This window comes from Wenjunlia tyrosinilytica (assembly GCF_014646055.1).
GTDB classification, from domain to species: Bacteria; Actinomycetota; Actinomycetes; order Streptomycetales; family Streptomycetaceae; genus Wenjunlia; species Wenjunlia tyrosinilytica.
Genome location: NZ_BMMS01000033.1, coordinates 60709 through 75378 on the forward strand (window position 1 = coordinate 60709; position 14670 = coordinate 75378).

The window sequence follows — 14670 nt, forward strand, 5'->3', positions numbered from 1 at the left end:
ATGCAATGCGCTTGACGCCCTTCGCAGAAGGCGGAAAGGCTTGCGGGCGGTATGTCCACCGCCGGATCCGGCGGCACATTGATGCAACTGGGGGTAGTTGGCAGATGACCAACCGGAAGACTCGTCTGAGGGTGGCGCGCGTGGCCGCCGGTGCGGTGCTCGTGGCGGGCGCCTCGATGACCGCGGTCGGTGCCGCGCACGCCGTGGACTCGGGGCAGGGTGGCAGCGCCGGCGTGACCGCCAAGGCCGGAAGCGACGACGGCGGCGCCGTCTCCATAGGCGGAACGGCGGCCATCGGCGGTGACGACGGAGGCGACACCGGCGAGCCCGGCGACGTCGAGGGTCCCGGCGACCCGCAGGGCAACGACAACGGCGGGGACGTCGGCGACCCGGGTGACGTCGAGGGCCCCGGCGACGTCGGCGGCACCGCGACGGTGAGTATCGGGGGAAGCACCACCGCCGATGGCGGAAGCGCCAACGGCTCCTCCACCAGCGGTACGAACGGCACCAGCGGAACGAGCGGCAACGGCGGCTCTTCCACCAGCGGAACCAATGGCACCAGCGGAACCAATGGCACCAGTGGGACGAGCGGCAACGGCGGCTCCTCCAGCGGCGGCTCGAGCGCCAGCGGCTCGTCCGGCGGCTCCAGCGGGGGTGGCTCCACGACCGGCGGGGACAACGGCGGCAGCGGCTCCACGGGCGGCGGCTCCGCCGACGGCGGAACGGGCACCTGCGAGCTGGACTCCGGCAGTGTGAAGTGCCCGGACAACACCGACACGGACAACGCCGCCAATCCTCAGCAGGTCGACCAGAAGAAGCCGAAGGAGGAGCTGGCCGCGACCGGATCCTCGGGCACGGTGTTCCTGCTGGTCGGCGCCGCGACCATGGTCGCCGGCGGTGCGGGCTTGCGGATCATGCCCCGCCTGGCGAACCGCCGCAACGCGGGCTGACCCGACCGGGTGGTGGCCGCGCCTCGATCACCCGGCCGTCACCCGTCCAAGCGACGACGAGGGGCCCGGAGCTGTGCTCCGGGCCCCTCGTGCTGGTCCGTCCGGGGGGTGCGTCGTCAGGCGTGGGCGTGCTGCACCACAAGCGCCACGGCTATCAGCGCCGCCAGCAGGGCGATGAGCATGGCGGGCGTGAGCCCGCCGAGCAGGCCCTGGAGACCGCTCTGCTGCTGCATGCGGGCACGGCTCGCACGGCACACCGCACAGCGGCCCTCGGCCACCGGCCCCGCGCAGTTCGCGCACACCAGTCGGTCGCATGTCATGCGATCTCCTCCTTGCACTGCAAACGCCCGGGGGCCCGCTGCGGTTCCCGTCAATACCACTGTGCCAGTTCCGGCGGCGATCGGCGCGGTCCACGGATCGCTCCACCCCTTCCAGGGTGGCATATGCACGGGTCGTCCATTTTTGCACAGTGACCAAAGCCACCAACGTCGAGCGGCGACTGTGTGCGCCTCGAGGGTTCGCGTATCGTCGGCCAACCAGGAGAGCCGGTCCCGGCACTCCTCAACCCCCCTAGACTGGCCGACCGTGATGCAGCCGTGATCCGATTCGACAACGTCTCCAAGACCTATCCGAAGCAGACCCGCCCCGCCCTGCGGGACGTCTCGTTCGAGATCGAAAAGGGCGAGTTCGTCTTCCTGGTGGGCTCCTCCGGCTCCGGAAAGTCCACCTTCCTCAAACTCATCCTGCGCGAGGAGCGGGCCAGCCAGGGCGCCGTGCACGTGCTCGGCAAGGACCTCGCCCGCCTGTCGAACTGGAAGGTGCCGCAGCTGCGCCGCCAGTTGGGCAACGTCTTCCAGGACTTCCGCCTCCTGCCGAACAAGACGGTCAGCGAGAACGTCGCCTTCGCTCTCGAGGTCATCGGCAAGCCGCGTGCCACCATCCGCAAGGTCGTCCCCGAAGTCCTCGACCTCGTCGGCCTCGGTGGCAAGGAGGACCGGATGCCGGGTGAGCTCTCCGGTGGTGAGCAGCAGCGGGTGGCGATCGCCCGCGCCTTCGTGAACCGGCCGATGCTGCTGATCGCGGACGAACCCACGGGCAACCTGGACCCGCAGACCTCCGTCGGCATCATGAAGCTGCTGGACCGGATCAACCGGACCGGCACCACCGTCGTCATGGCCACCCACGACCAGCAGATCGTGGACCAGATGCGCAAGCGCGTCATCGAGCTCGAGAAGGGGCGACTGGTCCGCGACCAGTCGCGCGGTGTCTACGGCTACCAGCACTGAAGCAGGCCGCAGTTCGAGCCGCAGTCACCTTGAAAGGACATCATGCGGGCCCAGTTCGTCCTGTCGGAGATCAGCGTCGGTCTCCGGCGCAACCTGACGATGACCTTCGCCGTGATCGTGAGTGTTGCGCTCTCGCTCGCCCTGGCCGGCGGCAGTCTGCTCGTCCGCGAGCAGGTCAACACCATGAAGGACTACTGGTACGACAAGGTCCAGGTGTCCATCTTCCTGTGCAACAAGGATGATCAGGACACCGTCAAAACGTGCCAGAAGGGCGCGGCCACCGACCAGCAGAAGAAGGAGATCGAGGCCGATCTCAAGAAGCTGCCCGTCGTCGACCAGATCTACTTCGAGACCTCCGAGCAGGCGTACAAGCGCTACAAGGAGCAGTTCAAGGACTCGCTGATCGCGGGCATCGTCAAGCCCGACCAGCTCCAGGACTCCTTCCGGGTGAAGCTGAAGAACCCCACCAAGTACAAGGTGGTGGCCAGCGCCTTCCAGGGCCGTCCGGGTGTCATGGCCGTCCAGGACCAGCGGGCGCTGCTGGAGAACCTGTTCAACCTCCTCAACGGCATGAACCGCGTCGCCTACGTGCTCATGGGACTGATGCTTGTCGTCGCGCTGTTGCTGATCGTCAACACCGTGCGGGTGTCGGCGTTCAGCCGCAGGCGGGAGACGGGGATCATGCGGCTGGTCGGCGCCTCCGGCTACTACATCCAGATGCCGTTCATCATGGAGGCCGCCATCGCGGGGCTGACGGGAGCGGGCCTGGCCTGCGGCCTGCTGGTCTCCGGCAAGTACTTCCTGGTCGACAAGTGGCTGTCGAAGAAGGTGCTGTTGATCAACTTCATCGGCTGGGACCAGGTCGTCACGGTCCTGCCGCTGGTGCTCGTCGTCGGTGTGCTGATGCCCGCAATCGCGGCGTTCTTCACATTGCGCAAGTACCTCAAGGTGTGACACAAGCCTCTGGAATCCACCCAGTCGGGCAAAACGCCGCCCCGGTTGCCTTCCCGGCAACCGGGGCGGCGCGCGTCGAACCTGGCATATGCCGCGGCGTGTTGTGCCTCTCATCCGCCCGTTCCCGCACGTTCGCGGCGGCGCTGTGTCCTAGACTCCCAGCCATGTCCGGCCCATCCCTGTTCGGGAGGCCCCGCCGATATGGGCGCGGGGCGGCTCTGACCTTCGTCTTCGGCGCCGTGCTGGCGGCCGGTGCGGCGACGGGCGCCTGGGGCGACCGCTCCGCTCCGTCCGGCTCACCCGTGCGCCTGTCCGCCGACGCCACCACCGTGAACTCCGCGCCCGCCAAGGGCAAGGCGCTGTCCGACGCCCTGGCCGAGAAGGGACTCGGGCCCGAGGACGCCCGGGAGTTGGTCAGCCGCAGCGGCGACCGCTGGGCGGCGTTCTACACCGAGCGGGAGTTCGAGGGCTTCCAGCGGACCCTGGACGGCCAGTACGTGGGCGTCGGCCTGTGGGTGCGGCGCATGGGCGACGGCCGGACAGAGGTGGCGCGCGTCCAGCCCGGCAGCCCGGCGGCCCGGGGCGGGGTCAGGGTCGGCGACCGGCTCACCCGCGTCGGCGGCACGGACGTCTACGGCCGCCCCGTCACCGAGGTGGTCGCCCTGCTCCGGGGCGGTGAGGCCGCGGCGGCGAAGCCCGGCTCCACGGTCGTGCTCGGCCTCGAGCGGGACGGCAGGGCCAGCCGCGTCGCGCTGCGCAGGGCCCTCATGGCGGCGCAGGACGTCTCCGTCGAGCACCTCGGCCACGACGTCACGAGGATCAAGGTCGACTCCTTCACGCGAGGCGTCGGCCGCCATGTGCGCGAGGCGCTGCGGGGCAGGAGCCACCGGGGGGTCATGCTCGACCTGCGGGGCAACTCCGGCGGGCTGGTCAGCGAGGCGAACGAGACCGCGTCGGCGTTCCTCGACGGCGGGCTCGTGGCCACCTACGACGTCGACGGCGAGCAGCACGCGCTCTTCGCCGAGGCGGGCGGGGACACCGCGACGCCGCTCGTGGTGCTGGTGGACGGAAACACGATGAGCGCCGCCGAGATGCTGGCCGGCGCCCTCCAGGACCGCAGCCGGGCCGTGGTCGTGGGCTCGCGCACGTTCGGCAAGGGCTCCGTCCAGGAGCCCAGGACGCTGCCCGACGGCTCGGTCGTGGAGCGGACCGTCGGCACCTACCGGACCCCGTCGGGACGGACCGTGGACGCCGGAGGGGTGCGCCCCGACGTCACCGTGGACACCGCGAAGGGCTCGGGGGCCGCCAAGGACCAGGCGCTGACGGTATTGGGTGGCCTCGCCCCCCGGTCCTAGTGCGAGAATGGCGGCACCATGGCAAAAGAGACCGGACGCAAGCTGATCGCCCAGAACAAGAAGGCGCGGCACGACTACCTCATCGAGGACACCTACGAGGCCGGCATGGTGCTGACCGGCACCGAGGTCAAGTCGTTGCGGCAGGGCCGGGCCTCCCTGGTGGACGGCTTCGCGCAGATCGACGGCGGCGAGATGTGGCTGCACAACGTCCACATCCCCGAGTACAGCCAGGGCACGTGGACGAACCACGCGGCCAAGCGCAGGCGCAAGCTGCTGCTGCACCGGGCGGAGATCGACAAGCTGATCGGCAAGACCAAGGAGACCGGCCACACGCTGGTCCCGCTGGCGCTGTACTTCAAGGACGGCCGGGCCAAGGTCGAGATCGCGCTGGCGAAGGGCAAGAAGCTGCACGACAAGCGGCAGACCCTCCGGGAGAAGCAGGACCGCCGCGAGGCCGAGCGCGCGATGTCGAGGGCGCGGCGCAAGCAGCGGGCCTGAGCCGGCGGGGGCCTGACCTGCGGTGGCGCGGGGGTGGCCCGGCCCGGGAATGATCTGGCAGGTGGGGGTGTTGTCCCCTATGATTGGCGAAGGACCGCCGCCCTCGGGTGGCGGGTTCTTTGATAAATCAACATGGGGGTGATCGGTTTCGACTGGGGATGTCGAAGCAGGGGAAGCGAGCCGAGGAACGCGGCAATGATCTCGTAAACCATGTGCCGCAAAAAAATAATCGCCAAGCCTAACAGCGATTCCTTCGCCCTCGCTGCCTGATCTAACAGTCAGCGACTTTGCGAAGTGTCGGCCCGGGAGTGTTCCCGACCCGGATCCCGGCATCAGCTAGGGAACTCCACCGCTAAGCCCGGCCACGGGGCGTAGCGGAAAAACCAACAGTGGCTGAGCCCGTCGAAGACTTGTCTGCGTGATCTTCGGGGCCGAGAAAAGCACAGCAGACTGCGCTCGGAGAAGCCCTGGTTCCGCACCACAGGACGCGGGTTCGATTCCCGCCACCTCCACGAATGCGATGGGCGGCGTGTGCCTGCGGAAAGCGCGGGCCGCGTCGCCTTCGTCGTGTCCGCTCGGCTTCGCCTCGCCCGGCGGGGGCTGCGCCACCCGCACCCCCTCTGGCGTCGCCCGCGCCCGGTGCCTGCGGAATGCGCGGGCCGCGTCGCCTTCGTCGTGTCCGCTCGGCTTCGCCTCGCCCGGCGGGGGCTGCGCCACCCGCACCCCCTCTGGCGTCGCCCGCGCCCGGTGCCTGCGGAATGCGCGGGCCGCGTCGCCTTCGTCGTGTCCGCTCGGCTTCGCCTCGCCCGGCGGGGGCTGCGCCACCCGCACCCCCTCTGGCGTCGCCCGNGCCGCACCCCCTCTGGCGTCGCCCGCGCCCGGTGCCTGCGGAAGCGATGGGCGACGTGTGCCTGCGGAAAGAGCAGGCCGTCGCCTTCATCCCCTACCGCGTGGAGGAACCACGCCCGCCGCAAGGGGCGTTGACCTTCGGCCTCGTCAACTCCCTCGGCGGGTACTTCAGCCGTGTCCCCGATCCCATGATCGCCGTGCGCACGGTCCTGCTGTGCGGCGCGCTGGTGGTGGGTGGGGCTGTGGCCTGGGAGGTGGTCGCAATGGCGGCCCTCGCGGCCCTCGCGGCGCCGAGCATGCTCTGAGTGCCGGGCATATGCTCTGAGTGACGCGTCCGGCGTGCTCCTCGGCCCGGTGTGCTTCGAGGTCGGTGCGGTCCATGCCGGATGGGCCCGGGACGAGCCGCGCGATGAGCGCTGCGCACGGCTTTGGGCAACGCCCTCTCGCGCCATCGGTGCACTGAGGGCACTCTGGAGGCGGGAATCCTCACCACGGGCTCTGACGGGGACGGAGGGAACATGTCGACGGCCTCCCGCGAGCTGCGGTTCGACACCGGGCGCCTGTGCCTGGACCTCCTCGCCACCATCGGCCGCCGCTTCGGCGGCCACCACGAGGACCGCCTGCGCAATCCGCAGCGGCTTCGCGAATGGCTGACCCGCTCCGATTTGGTGCCCGCGGCGGCGCCGGTGCCCGTCGACGAGCTGTGGCTGCGCCGCTTCCGTGCCGTGCGCGCCCTGCTGCACCGGATCGTCCACGCCGAGCTGGTCGGTACCGCCGACGCCCGCGACCTCGAGCATCTGGGGCGGCTGTGCCTGGCGCCGCCCCCGGCCCCGCAGGCGCGTCGCGGCAGGGACGGTCAGCTGCGCCGCACCTTCGCCGCCGAGCCGGACTGCGCGGGGCTGCTGTCGCTGATCGCCAGGGACGCGGTGGGGCTGCTGACCGACCCCCTGGCCAGGGCCCGGCTGCGCGAGTGCGCGGGCGAGGACTGCGACCTGGTCTACCTCGACACCTCGCGCGGACACCGCAGGCGCTGGTGCTCCTCCGAGGTCTGCGGCAACCGCGAGAGGGTGGCCAGGCACCGCCGCCGCGCGGTCACGGCCCAGACCTGACGGGGGCAAAACGCCCAAGCCGTGCCCACCGCGGAGAATCGGGATGCGCGAAGGCCGTGTGATCGGCTACGGTTCCTGGTCGCCCCGAGCGGGAATCTGTCCGTGGTCGCATCCGTTGCGAAGCCGGTGGCCTGCGAGAACGTGGGGCGTGGGGTGGGGAAAGAGCACAGCGGAAGGGGGTCCGTGACAGTGGCCTTGTCGGACACCGTGAGGGACCGGGAGATCGCCGTCGAGCAGGAGCACCTGGACCGGGTGTACCGCCGACTGGAGGAGAAGCTCCACGAAGCCGAGTTCATCCTCGACGACGCCGCCAAACGGGTACAGGTCGGCACTCCGGGCGCGCTGGCCGAGCGGGACGCGCTCGTCTTCCGTGCCGGGGTGCACCTGAACCGGCTCAACAGCGAGTTCGAGGACTTCCTCTTCGGGCGTGTCGACCTGCTCGAGGGCAAGGACGGCCAGCGGGGAGCGGACGGCGCCTTCACCTCGGTCGAGCCCGCGGAGGGCGCCGTGGGGGAGAACGGCGACGCAGCCATCGCCGAGACGCTGCACATCGGCCGGCTCGGGGTGCTCGACGCCGACTACGCGCCGCTGGTGATCGACTGGCGGGCGCCCGCCGCCGCGCCGTTCTACCGCGCCACGCCGAAGGAACCCGGGCGTGTCGTCCGCCGCCGGGTCATCCGCTCACGCGGCCGCAAGGTGCTCGGCGTGGAGGACGATCTCCTGCGCCCGGAGCTGACCGTCACCCTCGGTGAGGACGGCCTGCCGGTCGTGGGCGACGGAGCGCTGATGGCCGCTCTCGGCCGCGCCCGCAGCCACACGATGCGCGACATCGTGGCGAGCATCCAGGCCGAGCAGGACCTGGTCATCCGCGCGCCCGCGGGCGGGGTCACCGAGGTCACGGGAGGCCCCGGCACCGGAAAGACGGCCGTCGCCCTGCACCGCGCCGCCTACCTGCTCTACCAGGACCGCCGCCGCTACGCCGGGGGCATCCTCGTCGTCAGCCCCACCCCGCTCCTCGTCGCCTACACCGAGGGCGTCCTGCCCTCCCTGGGCGAGGAGGGCCAGGTCGCCGTCCGGGCGGTCGGCTCCCTGGTCGACGGGGCCGAGGCCGACACCTACGACGAGCCCGCCGTGGCGCGGATCAAGGGCTCTCTGCGCATGGTCAAGGTGCTGCGCAGCGCCGCGCGGGGGGCGCTGGAGGTCCAGCGCGGCCGGGAGATCCCCTCCTCGCTGAAGGTCCAGGCGTTCGGCCGCACCCTGCGCCTCGACGCCGAGGAGCTCACCCGCATCCGCCAGTCCGTGCTCAGCGGCACCGCCCCGGTCAATCTGCTGCGTCCCCGGGCGCGCCGGCTCCTCCTGGACGCCCTGTGGGCCCGTACCGGCCGGGCCGGGCGGATCACCGACCCCGAGCTGGCGCAGGAGGAGCGGCAGGGGTTCGACGAGGACGTGTCCACCGAGACCGCGTTCCTGGACTTCCTGGAGGCGTGGTGGCCCCCGCTGACCCCCCGCCAGGTGCTGGCCTCGATGTCCGACGAGCGGCGGCTCGGCCGCTGGTCGCGCCGGGTGCTCAACGGACACGAGGCGCGCCGGGTGGCCCGTTCGCTGCGCCGCCTGGACGCCGAAGGCAGGGGTGCCCTGTCCGCCCACGACGTCGCCCTGCTGGACGAGCTGCACCAGGCGCTCGGACTGGCGCCCAGGCCCAAGGCGCGCGAGGTGAACCCCCTGGACCATCTCACCGGCCTCGACGAGGTCACCACGTTCGCGGACCGCAACGCGCGCCGGCGCGCCGACTACCAGGACCGTGAGCGCGAACGCAGCGAGTACGCGCACGTCATCGTCGACGAGGCACAGGACCTCACGCCCATGCAGTGGCGCATGATCGGCCGCCGCGGAGCGCACGCCACCTGGACGATCGTCGGGGACCCGGCGCAGAGTTCGTGGACCGATCCGCAGGAGGCGGGACGCGCCCGTGACGAGGCCCTGGGCTCGCGCCCCCGGCGCCGTTTCACCCTGACGACCAACTACCGCAACCCCGCCGAGATCGCGGAGGTGGCGTCGAGGGTCCTGGCGCTCGCCGCCCCGGGCACCCCCTCCCCGGCGGCCGTGCGCTCCACGGGCGTCCACCCGCGGTTCGCCGCCGGTGACGGCCGCCCGCTGGGCAGGGCGGTGCGCGCGGAGACCGAGCGGCTGCTGGAGGAGGTGGACGGCACCGTCGGCGTCGTGGTGGCCATGGAGCGCCGCGCCGAGGCCGGGCGGTGGCTGGAAGGGCTGGGCGAGCGGGCGGTGGCCCTGGGAAGCCTGGAGGCCAAGGGGCTGGAGTACGACGCCACGGTCGTCGTCTCGCCGGACGAGATCGGCGCGGAGTCCCCGGCGGGGCTCAGGGTGCTGTACGTGGCGCTCACCCGTGCCACCCAGCGGCTCACCGTGCTGTCCGCGCCCCGCGACGAGCCGGACGCGGACGCGGTCCCGGCGCTGCTGCGCCGGCGGAGCCGCCAAGAGGGCTGATCCCGCGGGACAGCGGACCACCCTGGACAGCGGACCACCGGACAGCAGATAGGGCCCGGACAGCAGATCGGGCGCCCTCCTGCCGGGAGGGCGCCCGATCGACGCTTACGACACCGACCCGCCAATGCTCGCCTCTCGGCAAGTGGTCCCTCGAAGGGACTAATGGTTGGGCCCGGGGGCTTGGATCGAGCCGGTGCCACGTACATGGTAACCAATCGGCACGAGATGTCATTCCCGTGACGGAAGTTGACTGGTCGGGAACGTCGTTCAGACCACGCGGACCTGGTCCGCCTGCGGTCCTTTGCGTCCCTGGGTGATCTCGAACTCCACCCGTTGAGCGTCCTCGAGGCTGCGGTAGCCGTCGCCGGTGATCGAGGTGTAGTGCACGAAGACGTCCGGCCCGCCGCCCTCCTGGGCGATGAAGCCGTACCCCTTTTCCGAGTTGAACCACTTGACGGTGCCCTGGGCCATGCCGCTCTCTTTCCATCCGTTCTGTGATGCGCGCCACAGCTTATGCCGATACCGAGCGATTTCGTCCTCTTTTGCGAACGTGTTAGCGCAAAGGAGTGGCAGGACTCATCCGGCTGACCCCTGAATCGGTTCAACGTTTTGTTGCAGTGATTCGGTGTACCGGGCAGTAAGTGGGACTATCGGTTGGCACCCTTGCAGCCCGGGCAAGCGGTCATCGCCAGCAGCGGAGGAACCAGAACCATGGCAACGGCGCCCAGCGTCTCCTACTCGATCACGGTGCGCCTGGAGGTGCCGGCGAGCGGGACCGCCGTCAGCCAGCTCACCACCGCGGTGGAGTCCTCCGGCGGCTCCGTCACGGGCCTGGACGTGACCGCTTCCGGCCATGAGAAGCTCCGCATCGACGTCACGATCGCCGCCTCCTCCACCGAGCACGCGAGCGAGATCGTGGAGAAGCTGCGCGGCATCGAGGGTGTGGTCCTGGGCAAGGTGTCCGACCGCACCTTCCTGATGCACCTCGGCGGCAAGATCGAGATGGCCTCCAAGCACCCCATCCGCAACCGTGACGACCTGTCGATGGTCTACACCCCGGGTGTGGCGCGGGTGTGCATGGCGATCGCCGAGAACCCCGACGACGCGCGCCGCCTGACCATCAAGCGCAACTCCGTCGCCGTGGTCACCGACGGCTCCGCCGTGCTGGGCCTGGGCAACATCGGCCCCAAGGCCGCGCTGCCCGTCATGGAGGGCAAGGCCGCCCTGTTCAAGACCTTCGCCGGCATCGACGCCTGGCCGATCTGCCTGGACACCCAGGACACCGACGCCATCGTGGAGATCGTCAAGGCGATCGCCCCCGGCTTCGCGGGCATCAACCTCGAGGACATCTCCGCCCCCCGCTGTTTCGAGATCGAGGCGCGGCTGCGTGAGGCCCTGGACATCCCCGTCTTCCACGACGACCAGCACGGCACCGCGATCGTCGTGCTCGCCGCGCTGACCAACGCGCTGCGTGTGGTGGGCAAGAGGATCGAGGACGTCCGCGTGGTCATGTCCGGCGCGGGCGCCGCCGGTACGGCCATCCTCAAACTCCTCATGGCGGCCGGTGTCGACCACGCCGTCGTCGCCGACATCCACGGTGTGGTGCACGGCGACCGCGAGGACCTCGTCGACGCCGATCCGTCCAGCGCGCTGCGCTGGATCGCCGACAACACCAACCCCGAGAAGATCACCGGCACGCTCAAGCAGGCCGTGCGAGGCGCTGATGTGTTCATCGGAGTCTCCGCCCCCGACGTCCTCGGAGGCGAGGACGTGGCGGCCATGGCGGAGGGCGCGATCGTCTTCGCCCTGGCCAACCCCGACCCCGAGGTGGATCCCGCGCTCGCCCGCCAGAGCGCGGCAGTTGTGGCCACCGGTCGCAGCGACTTCCCCAACCAGATCAACAATGTGCTGGTGTTCCCCGGTGTCTTCCGCGGCCTCCTCGACGCCCAGAGCCGCACCGTCAACACGGACATGATGCTCGCCGCGGCCCGCGCGCTCGCCGACGTGGTCCACGTCGACCAGCTCAACGCGAACTACATCGTCCCGAGCGTCTTCAACCCCGATGTGGCCGGCGCCGTCGCCTCGGCGGTCCGTGGGGCCGCGAGGCACCCCGCGGCGCTGTGACGGCGCCGGGGGCCCGGGCGGCCCCGGAAGGCCGGCATCGGGTGCCACGGCGGGTTCCGCCCGGCCGTTCGCCCGCCATCAGCGAGTCGCGCCCGACTTGCACGGAACGCCCCCTCTATGGTGGCCTGCGTAGTCGGCGTGGTCGGCCTCGCGCACCGTATCGCTCGGCGGACGGAGCGTCATGGTCCCGCGTCCTGGCGCTGTTCGTGTGACTCTCCCGGGTTGCGGATTGGCTTTCCCGCCATGGGTGGGGGCAGGATTCGTAGTCGGGTGAGAGTCCGTTGCGGCCGACCCGGGCCCGGGAAGTGTCCGTAGGCCCTGGCAGCATCAGCTTCAAACTCACGCCAATTGGCAAGATGAACACGGGAGTACATATGAACCGCAGTGAGCTGGTGGCCGCTCTTTCCGAGCGCGCCGAGGTGACGCGTAAGGACGCCGACGCCGTACTGGCCGCTCTCGCCGACGTTGTCGGCGAGGTTGTTTCCAAGGGCGACGAGAAGGTCACCGTCCCCGGCTTCCTGACCTTCGAGCGGACCCACCGCGCCGCTCGTACCGCGCGTAACCCGCAGACCGGTGAGCCGATCCAGATCGCCGCGGGCTACAGCGTGAAGGTCTCCGCGGGCTCGAAGCTGAAGGAAGCGGCCAAGGGCAAGTGACCTGGCCGGCGCCGTCGATCGATGAATGAGCGCGGTGCCGAATAGGGAAACGCACAACACGAAGGGCGGTCACCCCAGCCGGGGTGACCGCCCTTTTTGGAGTGCGGCTGCGCGAGTGCGGCTGTACGAGGGCGGCGGGAGTGCGGCCGGGAGTGCCGGGTGCGGCCGCCGGTGCCTTCGTGAAGAAGGCGGAAGGCAGCCGCAGGCCGTCGGTTTCAGCCGCGGGCCGCCGGTTTCAGCCGCTCAGTTCACCGTTCGGCAGCTCGACGTTGCCGCCGAGCGCCGTGAGTTTGTGCATGAAATTCTCGTAGCCGCGGTTGATGAGGTCGATGCCGTGCACCCGCGAGGTGCCCTGGGCGGCCAGCGCCGCGATGAGGTACGAGAAGCCGCCCCGCAGGTCCGGGATGACCAGATCCGCGCCCTGGAGCTTCGTGGGGCCGGAGACCACCGCGGAGTGCAGGAAGTTGCGCTGCCCGAAGCGGCACGGGGTGCCGCCGAGGCACTCGCGGTACACCTGGATGTGCGCGCCCATCTGGTTGAGCGCGCTGGTGAAGCCGAGCCGGGACTCGTACACCGTCTCGTGGACGATGGACAGGCCCGTGGCCTGCGTCAGCGCGACCACCAGGGGCTGCTGCCAGTCGGTCTGGAAGCCCGGGTGGACATCCGTCTCCAGCGCGATGGCGTTGAGCGGGCCGCCGGGGTGCCAGAAGCGGATGCCGTCGTCGTCCACCTCGAACGCTCCGCCGACCTTGCGGAAGACGTTGAGGAAGGTCATCATCTCGAGCTGGCGGGCGCCGCGCACGTACACATTGCCCTCGGTCGCCAGCGCCGCGCACGCCCAGGAGGCGGACTCCAGACGGTCGGGGAGGGCGCGGTGGTTGTAGCCGCCGAGCTTGTCCACACCGGTGATGCGGATCACCCGGTCGGTGTCCATCGCGATGATCGCGCCCATTTTCTGCAGGACGCAGATCAGGTCGACGATCTCCGGCTCGACCGCCGCGTTGCGCAGCTCGGTCACACCTTCGGCCAGGACGGCCGTCAGCAGCACCTGCTCGGTCGCGCCGACCGAGGGGTAGGGCAGCTCGATCTTCGTCCCGCGCAGGCGCTGAGGGGCCTCCAGGTACTGCCCCTCGGGCCGCTTCTCGATGACCGCGCCGAACTGGCGCAGCACGTCGAAATGGAAGTCGATCGGGCGTCCGCCGATGTCGCAGCCGCCGAGGCCCGGGATGAAGGCGTGGCCGAGGCGGTGCAGCAGGGGGCCGCAGAACAGGATCGGGATGCGCGAGGAACCGGCGTGGGTGTCGATGTCCGCGACGTTGGCGCTCTCCACCTTCGACGGGTCGAGCACGAGTTCGCCCGGCTCGTCCCCGGACTTGACCGTGACGCCGTGCAGCTGCAGGAGCCCGCGGACCACGCGGACGTCCCTGATGTCGGGAACGTTGCGCAGTCGGCTCGGCTCGCTGCCGAGCAGGGCGGCGACCATGGCCTTGGGCACGAGGTTCTTCGCGCCGCGGACATGGATCTCGCCCTCGAGCGGGGTACCGCCATGGACAAGCAGGACGTCGTCGGTCATGAGTCTCGCGTTCCTGGAGATGGGCAGTGCGGGGGGACAGATCTCGGCTAGTCGCCTGGGCAACGGTACGCGCTGCGACGGGTCTGTCGTCACCTGCGGCGGGCGCGGTGCCAGAAGAAATGGTAATGGGCCCGGGGATCGCCCCGGTGGCCCGACGAACGGCTTGCGTTACCCAGGACGGCCGAACTACGCCCTCTGGTTGCACCCCCACGGCGGCGCGCTTTGCGGGATCATGTCCTCATGACGGAGGTGTCCTCGCTCACCGGTCGGTTGCTCGTGGCGACGCCGGCACTCGCGGACCCGAACTTCGACCGGGCGGTCGTGCTCCTCCTCGACCACGACGACGAGGGGTCGCTGGGTGTTGTCCTGAACCGGCCCACGCTGGTCGGGGTCGGCGATGTGCTCGAGTCGTGGGCGGAGCTCGCGGGACGCCCGCAGGTGGTCTTCCAGGGCGGCCCCGTCTCACTGGACTCGGCGCTCGCGCTCGCGGTCGTGCCGGGCGAGTCGGCCACGACGGAACCGCTCGGGTGGCGCAGGGTGCACGGGGCGATCGGGCTGGTCGACCTCGAGGCGCCCCCGGAGCTGCTCGCCGCCGAGCTGGGCTCGCTGCGGATCTTCGCGGGTTACGCCGGATGGGCCCCCGGCCAGCTGGAGGAGGAGCTGGTGGAGGGCGCCTGGTACGTGGTCGACTCAGAGCCCGGCGACGTCTTCGCGCCCGACCCCGAGCGGCTGTGGCGCTCGGTGCTGCGCAGGCAGCGCAACGAGCTGGCCATGGTCGCCACGTACCCCGACGATCCTTCGCTCAATTGAC

The 14670-nt window shown here is 70.5% G+C and carries 14 protein-coding genes and 1 other RNA gene; 12 read left to right on the plus strand and 3 right to left on the minus strand.

All coding sequences use genetic code 11. The features are described from left to right. Positions 1-104: 104 nt before the first annotated feature. Positions 105-950, plus strand: coding sequence for an LPXTG cell wall anchor domain-containing protein (locus IEY86_RS29225; protein WP_189134898.1), 846 nt, complete (start codon positions 105-107; stop codon positions 948-950). A 116-nt stretch (positions 951-1066) separates the two neighbouring features. Here IEY86_RS29225 and IEY86_RS29230 read toward each other — a convergent pair whose 3' ends face one another. Continuing rightward, positions 1067-1270, minus strand: coding sequence for a hypothetical protein (locus tag IEY86_RS29230; protein ID WP_189134899.1), 204 nt, complete (start codon positions 1268-1270; stop codon positions 1067-1069). 276 nt (positions 1271-1546) lie between these two features. On the opposite strand from IEY86_RS29230, the gene ftsE reads away from it, so the two are divergent. From ftsE to IEY86_RS29270, 8 genes are all read left to right on the plus strand, one after another. Continuing rightward, the gene (gene ftsE / locus IEY86_RS29235; protein WP_189134900.1) at positions 1547-2236 is read left to right on the plus strand and encodes a cell division ATP-binding protein FtsE; all 690 of its coding nucleotides are present in this window, start codon (positions 1547-1549) and stop codon (positions 2234-2236) included. A 42-nt stretch (positions 2237-2278) separates the two neighbouring features. Continuing rightward, positions 2279-3190 carry a permease-like cell division protein FtsX gene (gene ftsX, locus IEY86_RS29240; protein ID WP_189134901.1) on the plus strand — a complete coding sequence of 304 codons (912 nt, stop codon included), beginning with the start codon at positions 2279-2281 and terminating at the stop codon, positions 3188-3190. A 164-nt stretch (positions 3191-3354) separates the two neighbouring features. Continuing rightward, positions 3355-4545 carry a S41 family peptidase gene (locus IEY86_RS29245; protein ID WP_189134902.1) on the plus strand — a complete coding sequence of 397 codons (1191 nt, stop codon included), beginning with the start codon at positions 3355-3357 and terminating at the stop codon, positions 4543-4545. Between the two features lie 18 nt (positions 4546-4563). Continuing rightward, positions 4564-5043 carry an SsrA-binding protein SmpB gene (smpB, locus tag IEY86_RS29250; RefSeq protein ID WP_189134903.1) on the plus strand — a complete coding sequence of 160 codons (480 nt, stop codon included), beginning with the start codon at positions 4564-4566 and terminating at the stop codon, positions 5041-5043. Between the two features lie 134 nt (positions 5044-5177). Continuing rightward, positions 5178-5558, plus strand: a transfer-messenger RNA (tmRNA) gene (gene ssrA / locus IEY86_RS29255). A gap of 390 nt (positions 5559-5948) precedes the next feature. Beyond that, positions 5949-6197, plus strand: coding sequence for a hypothetical protein (locus IEY86_RS29260; RefSeq protein ID WP_189134904.1), 249 nt, complete (start codon positions 5949-5951; stop codon positions 6195-6197). 213 nt (positions 6198-6410) lie between these two features. Next, positions 6411-7001, plus strand: a complete 591-nt coding sequence (locus IEY86_RS29265; RefSeq protein ID WP_189134905.1) for a CGNR zinc finger domain-containing protein — start codon at positions 6411-6413, stop codon at positions 6999-7001. 183 nt (positions 7002-7184) lie between these two features. Continuing rightward, positions 7185-9506, plus strand: a complete 2322-nt coding sequence (locus tag IEY86_RS29270; protein ID WP_373287108.1) for a HelD family protein — start codon at positions 7185-7187, stop codon at positions 9504-9506. Positions 9507-9773: 267 nt separating this feature from the next. Here the strand turns inward: IEY86_RS29270 and IEY86_RS29275 are convergent, their stop codons facing one another. After that, a complete protein-coding gene (locus tag IEY86_RS29275; protein WP_189134906.1) occupies positions 9774-9977 on the minus strand; it encodes a cold-shock protein in 204 nt (67 codons plus the stop codon). 240 nt (positions 9978-10217) lie between these two features. On the opposite strand from IEY86_RS29275, the gene IEY86_RS29280 reads away from it, so the two are divergent. Together IEY86_RS29280 and IEY86_RS29285 are read left to right on the plus strand one after the other, a co-directional pair. Then, the gene (locus tag IEY86_RS29280; protein WP_189134907.1) at positions 10218-11630 is read left to right on the plus strand and encodes an NAD-dependent malic enzyme; all 1413 of its coding nucleotides are present in this window, start codon (positions 10218-10220) and stop codon (positions 11628-11630) included. A gap of 374 nt (positions 11631-12004) precedes the next feature. Next, a complete protein-coding gene (locus tag IEY86_RS29285) occupies positions 12005-12286 on the plus strand; it encodes an HU family DNA-binding protein (RefSeq protein WP_189134908.1) in 282 nt (93 codons plus the stop codon). Positions 12287-12521: 235 nt separating this feature from the next. Here IEY86_RS29285 and murA read toward each other — a convergent pair whose 3' ends face one another. Then, positions 12522-13859, minus strand: coding sequence for a UDP-N-acetylglucosamine 1-carboxyvinyltransferase (gene murA / locus IEY86_RS29290; RefSeq protein WP_189134909.1), 1338 nt, complete (start codon positions 13857-13859; stop codon positions 12522-12524). Between the two features lie 240 nt (positions 13860-14099). Here murA and IEY86_RS29295 point away from each other — a divergent pair, with 240 nt between their 5' ends. After that, complete coding sequence (locus IEY86_RS29295) at positions 14100-14669, plus strand: YqgE/AlgH family protein (protein ID WP_189134910.1); 570 nt, start codon at positions 14100-14102, stop codon at positions 14667-14669. The last annotated feature ends 1 nt before the right edge of the window (position 14670 follow it).

Excerpts from the sequence above, each read along its gene's own strand:
- IEY86_RS29275 (WP_189134906.1), bottom strand. The coding sequence starts at position 9,977 with ATGGCCCAGGGCACCGTCAAGTGGTTCAACTCGGAAAAGGGGTACGGC.
- IEY86_RS29245 (WP_189134902.1), top strand. The coding sequence starts at position 3,355 with ATGTCCGGCCCATCCCTGTTCGGGAGGCCCCGCCGATATGGGCGCGGG.
- IEY86_RS29230 (WP_189134899.1), bottom strand. The coding sequence starts at position 1,270 with ATGACATGCGACCGACTGGTGTGCGCGAACTGCGCGGGGCCGGTGGCC.
- smpB (WP_189134903.1), top strand. The coding sequence starts at position 4,564 with ATGGCAAAAGAGACCGGACGCAAGCTGATCGCCCAGAACAAGAAGGCG.
- murA (WP_189134909.1), bottom strand. The coding sequence starts at position 13,859 with ATGACCGACGACGTCCTGCTTGTCCATGGCGGTACCCCGCTCGAGGGC.
- IEY86_RS29265 (WP_189134905.1), top strand. The coding sequence starts at position 6,411 with ATGTCGACGGCCTCCCGCGAGCTGCGGTTCGACACCGGGCGCCTGTGC.
- ftsX (WP_189134901.1), top strand. The coding sequence starts at position 2,279 with ATGCGGGCCCAGTTCGTCCTGTCGGAGATCAGCGTCGGTCTCCGGCGC.
- IEY86_RS29285 (WP_189134908.1), top strand. The coding sequence starts at position 12,005 with ATGAACCGCAGTGAGCTGGTGGCCGCTCTTTCCGAGCGCGCCGAGGTG.
- IEY86_RS29280 (WP_189134907.1), top strand. The coding sequence starts at position 10,218 with ATGGCAACGGCGCCCAGCGTCTCCTACTCGATCACGGTGCGCCTGGAG.
- IEY86_RS29295 (WP_189134910.1), top strand. The coding sequence starts at position 14,100 with ATGACGGAGGTGTCCTCGCTCACCGGTCGGTTGCTCGTGGCGACGCCG.
- IEY86_RS29225 (WP_189134898.1), top strand. The coding sequence starts at position 105 with ATGACCAACCGGAAGACTCGTCTGAGGGTGGCGCGCGTGGCCGCCGGT.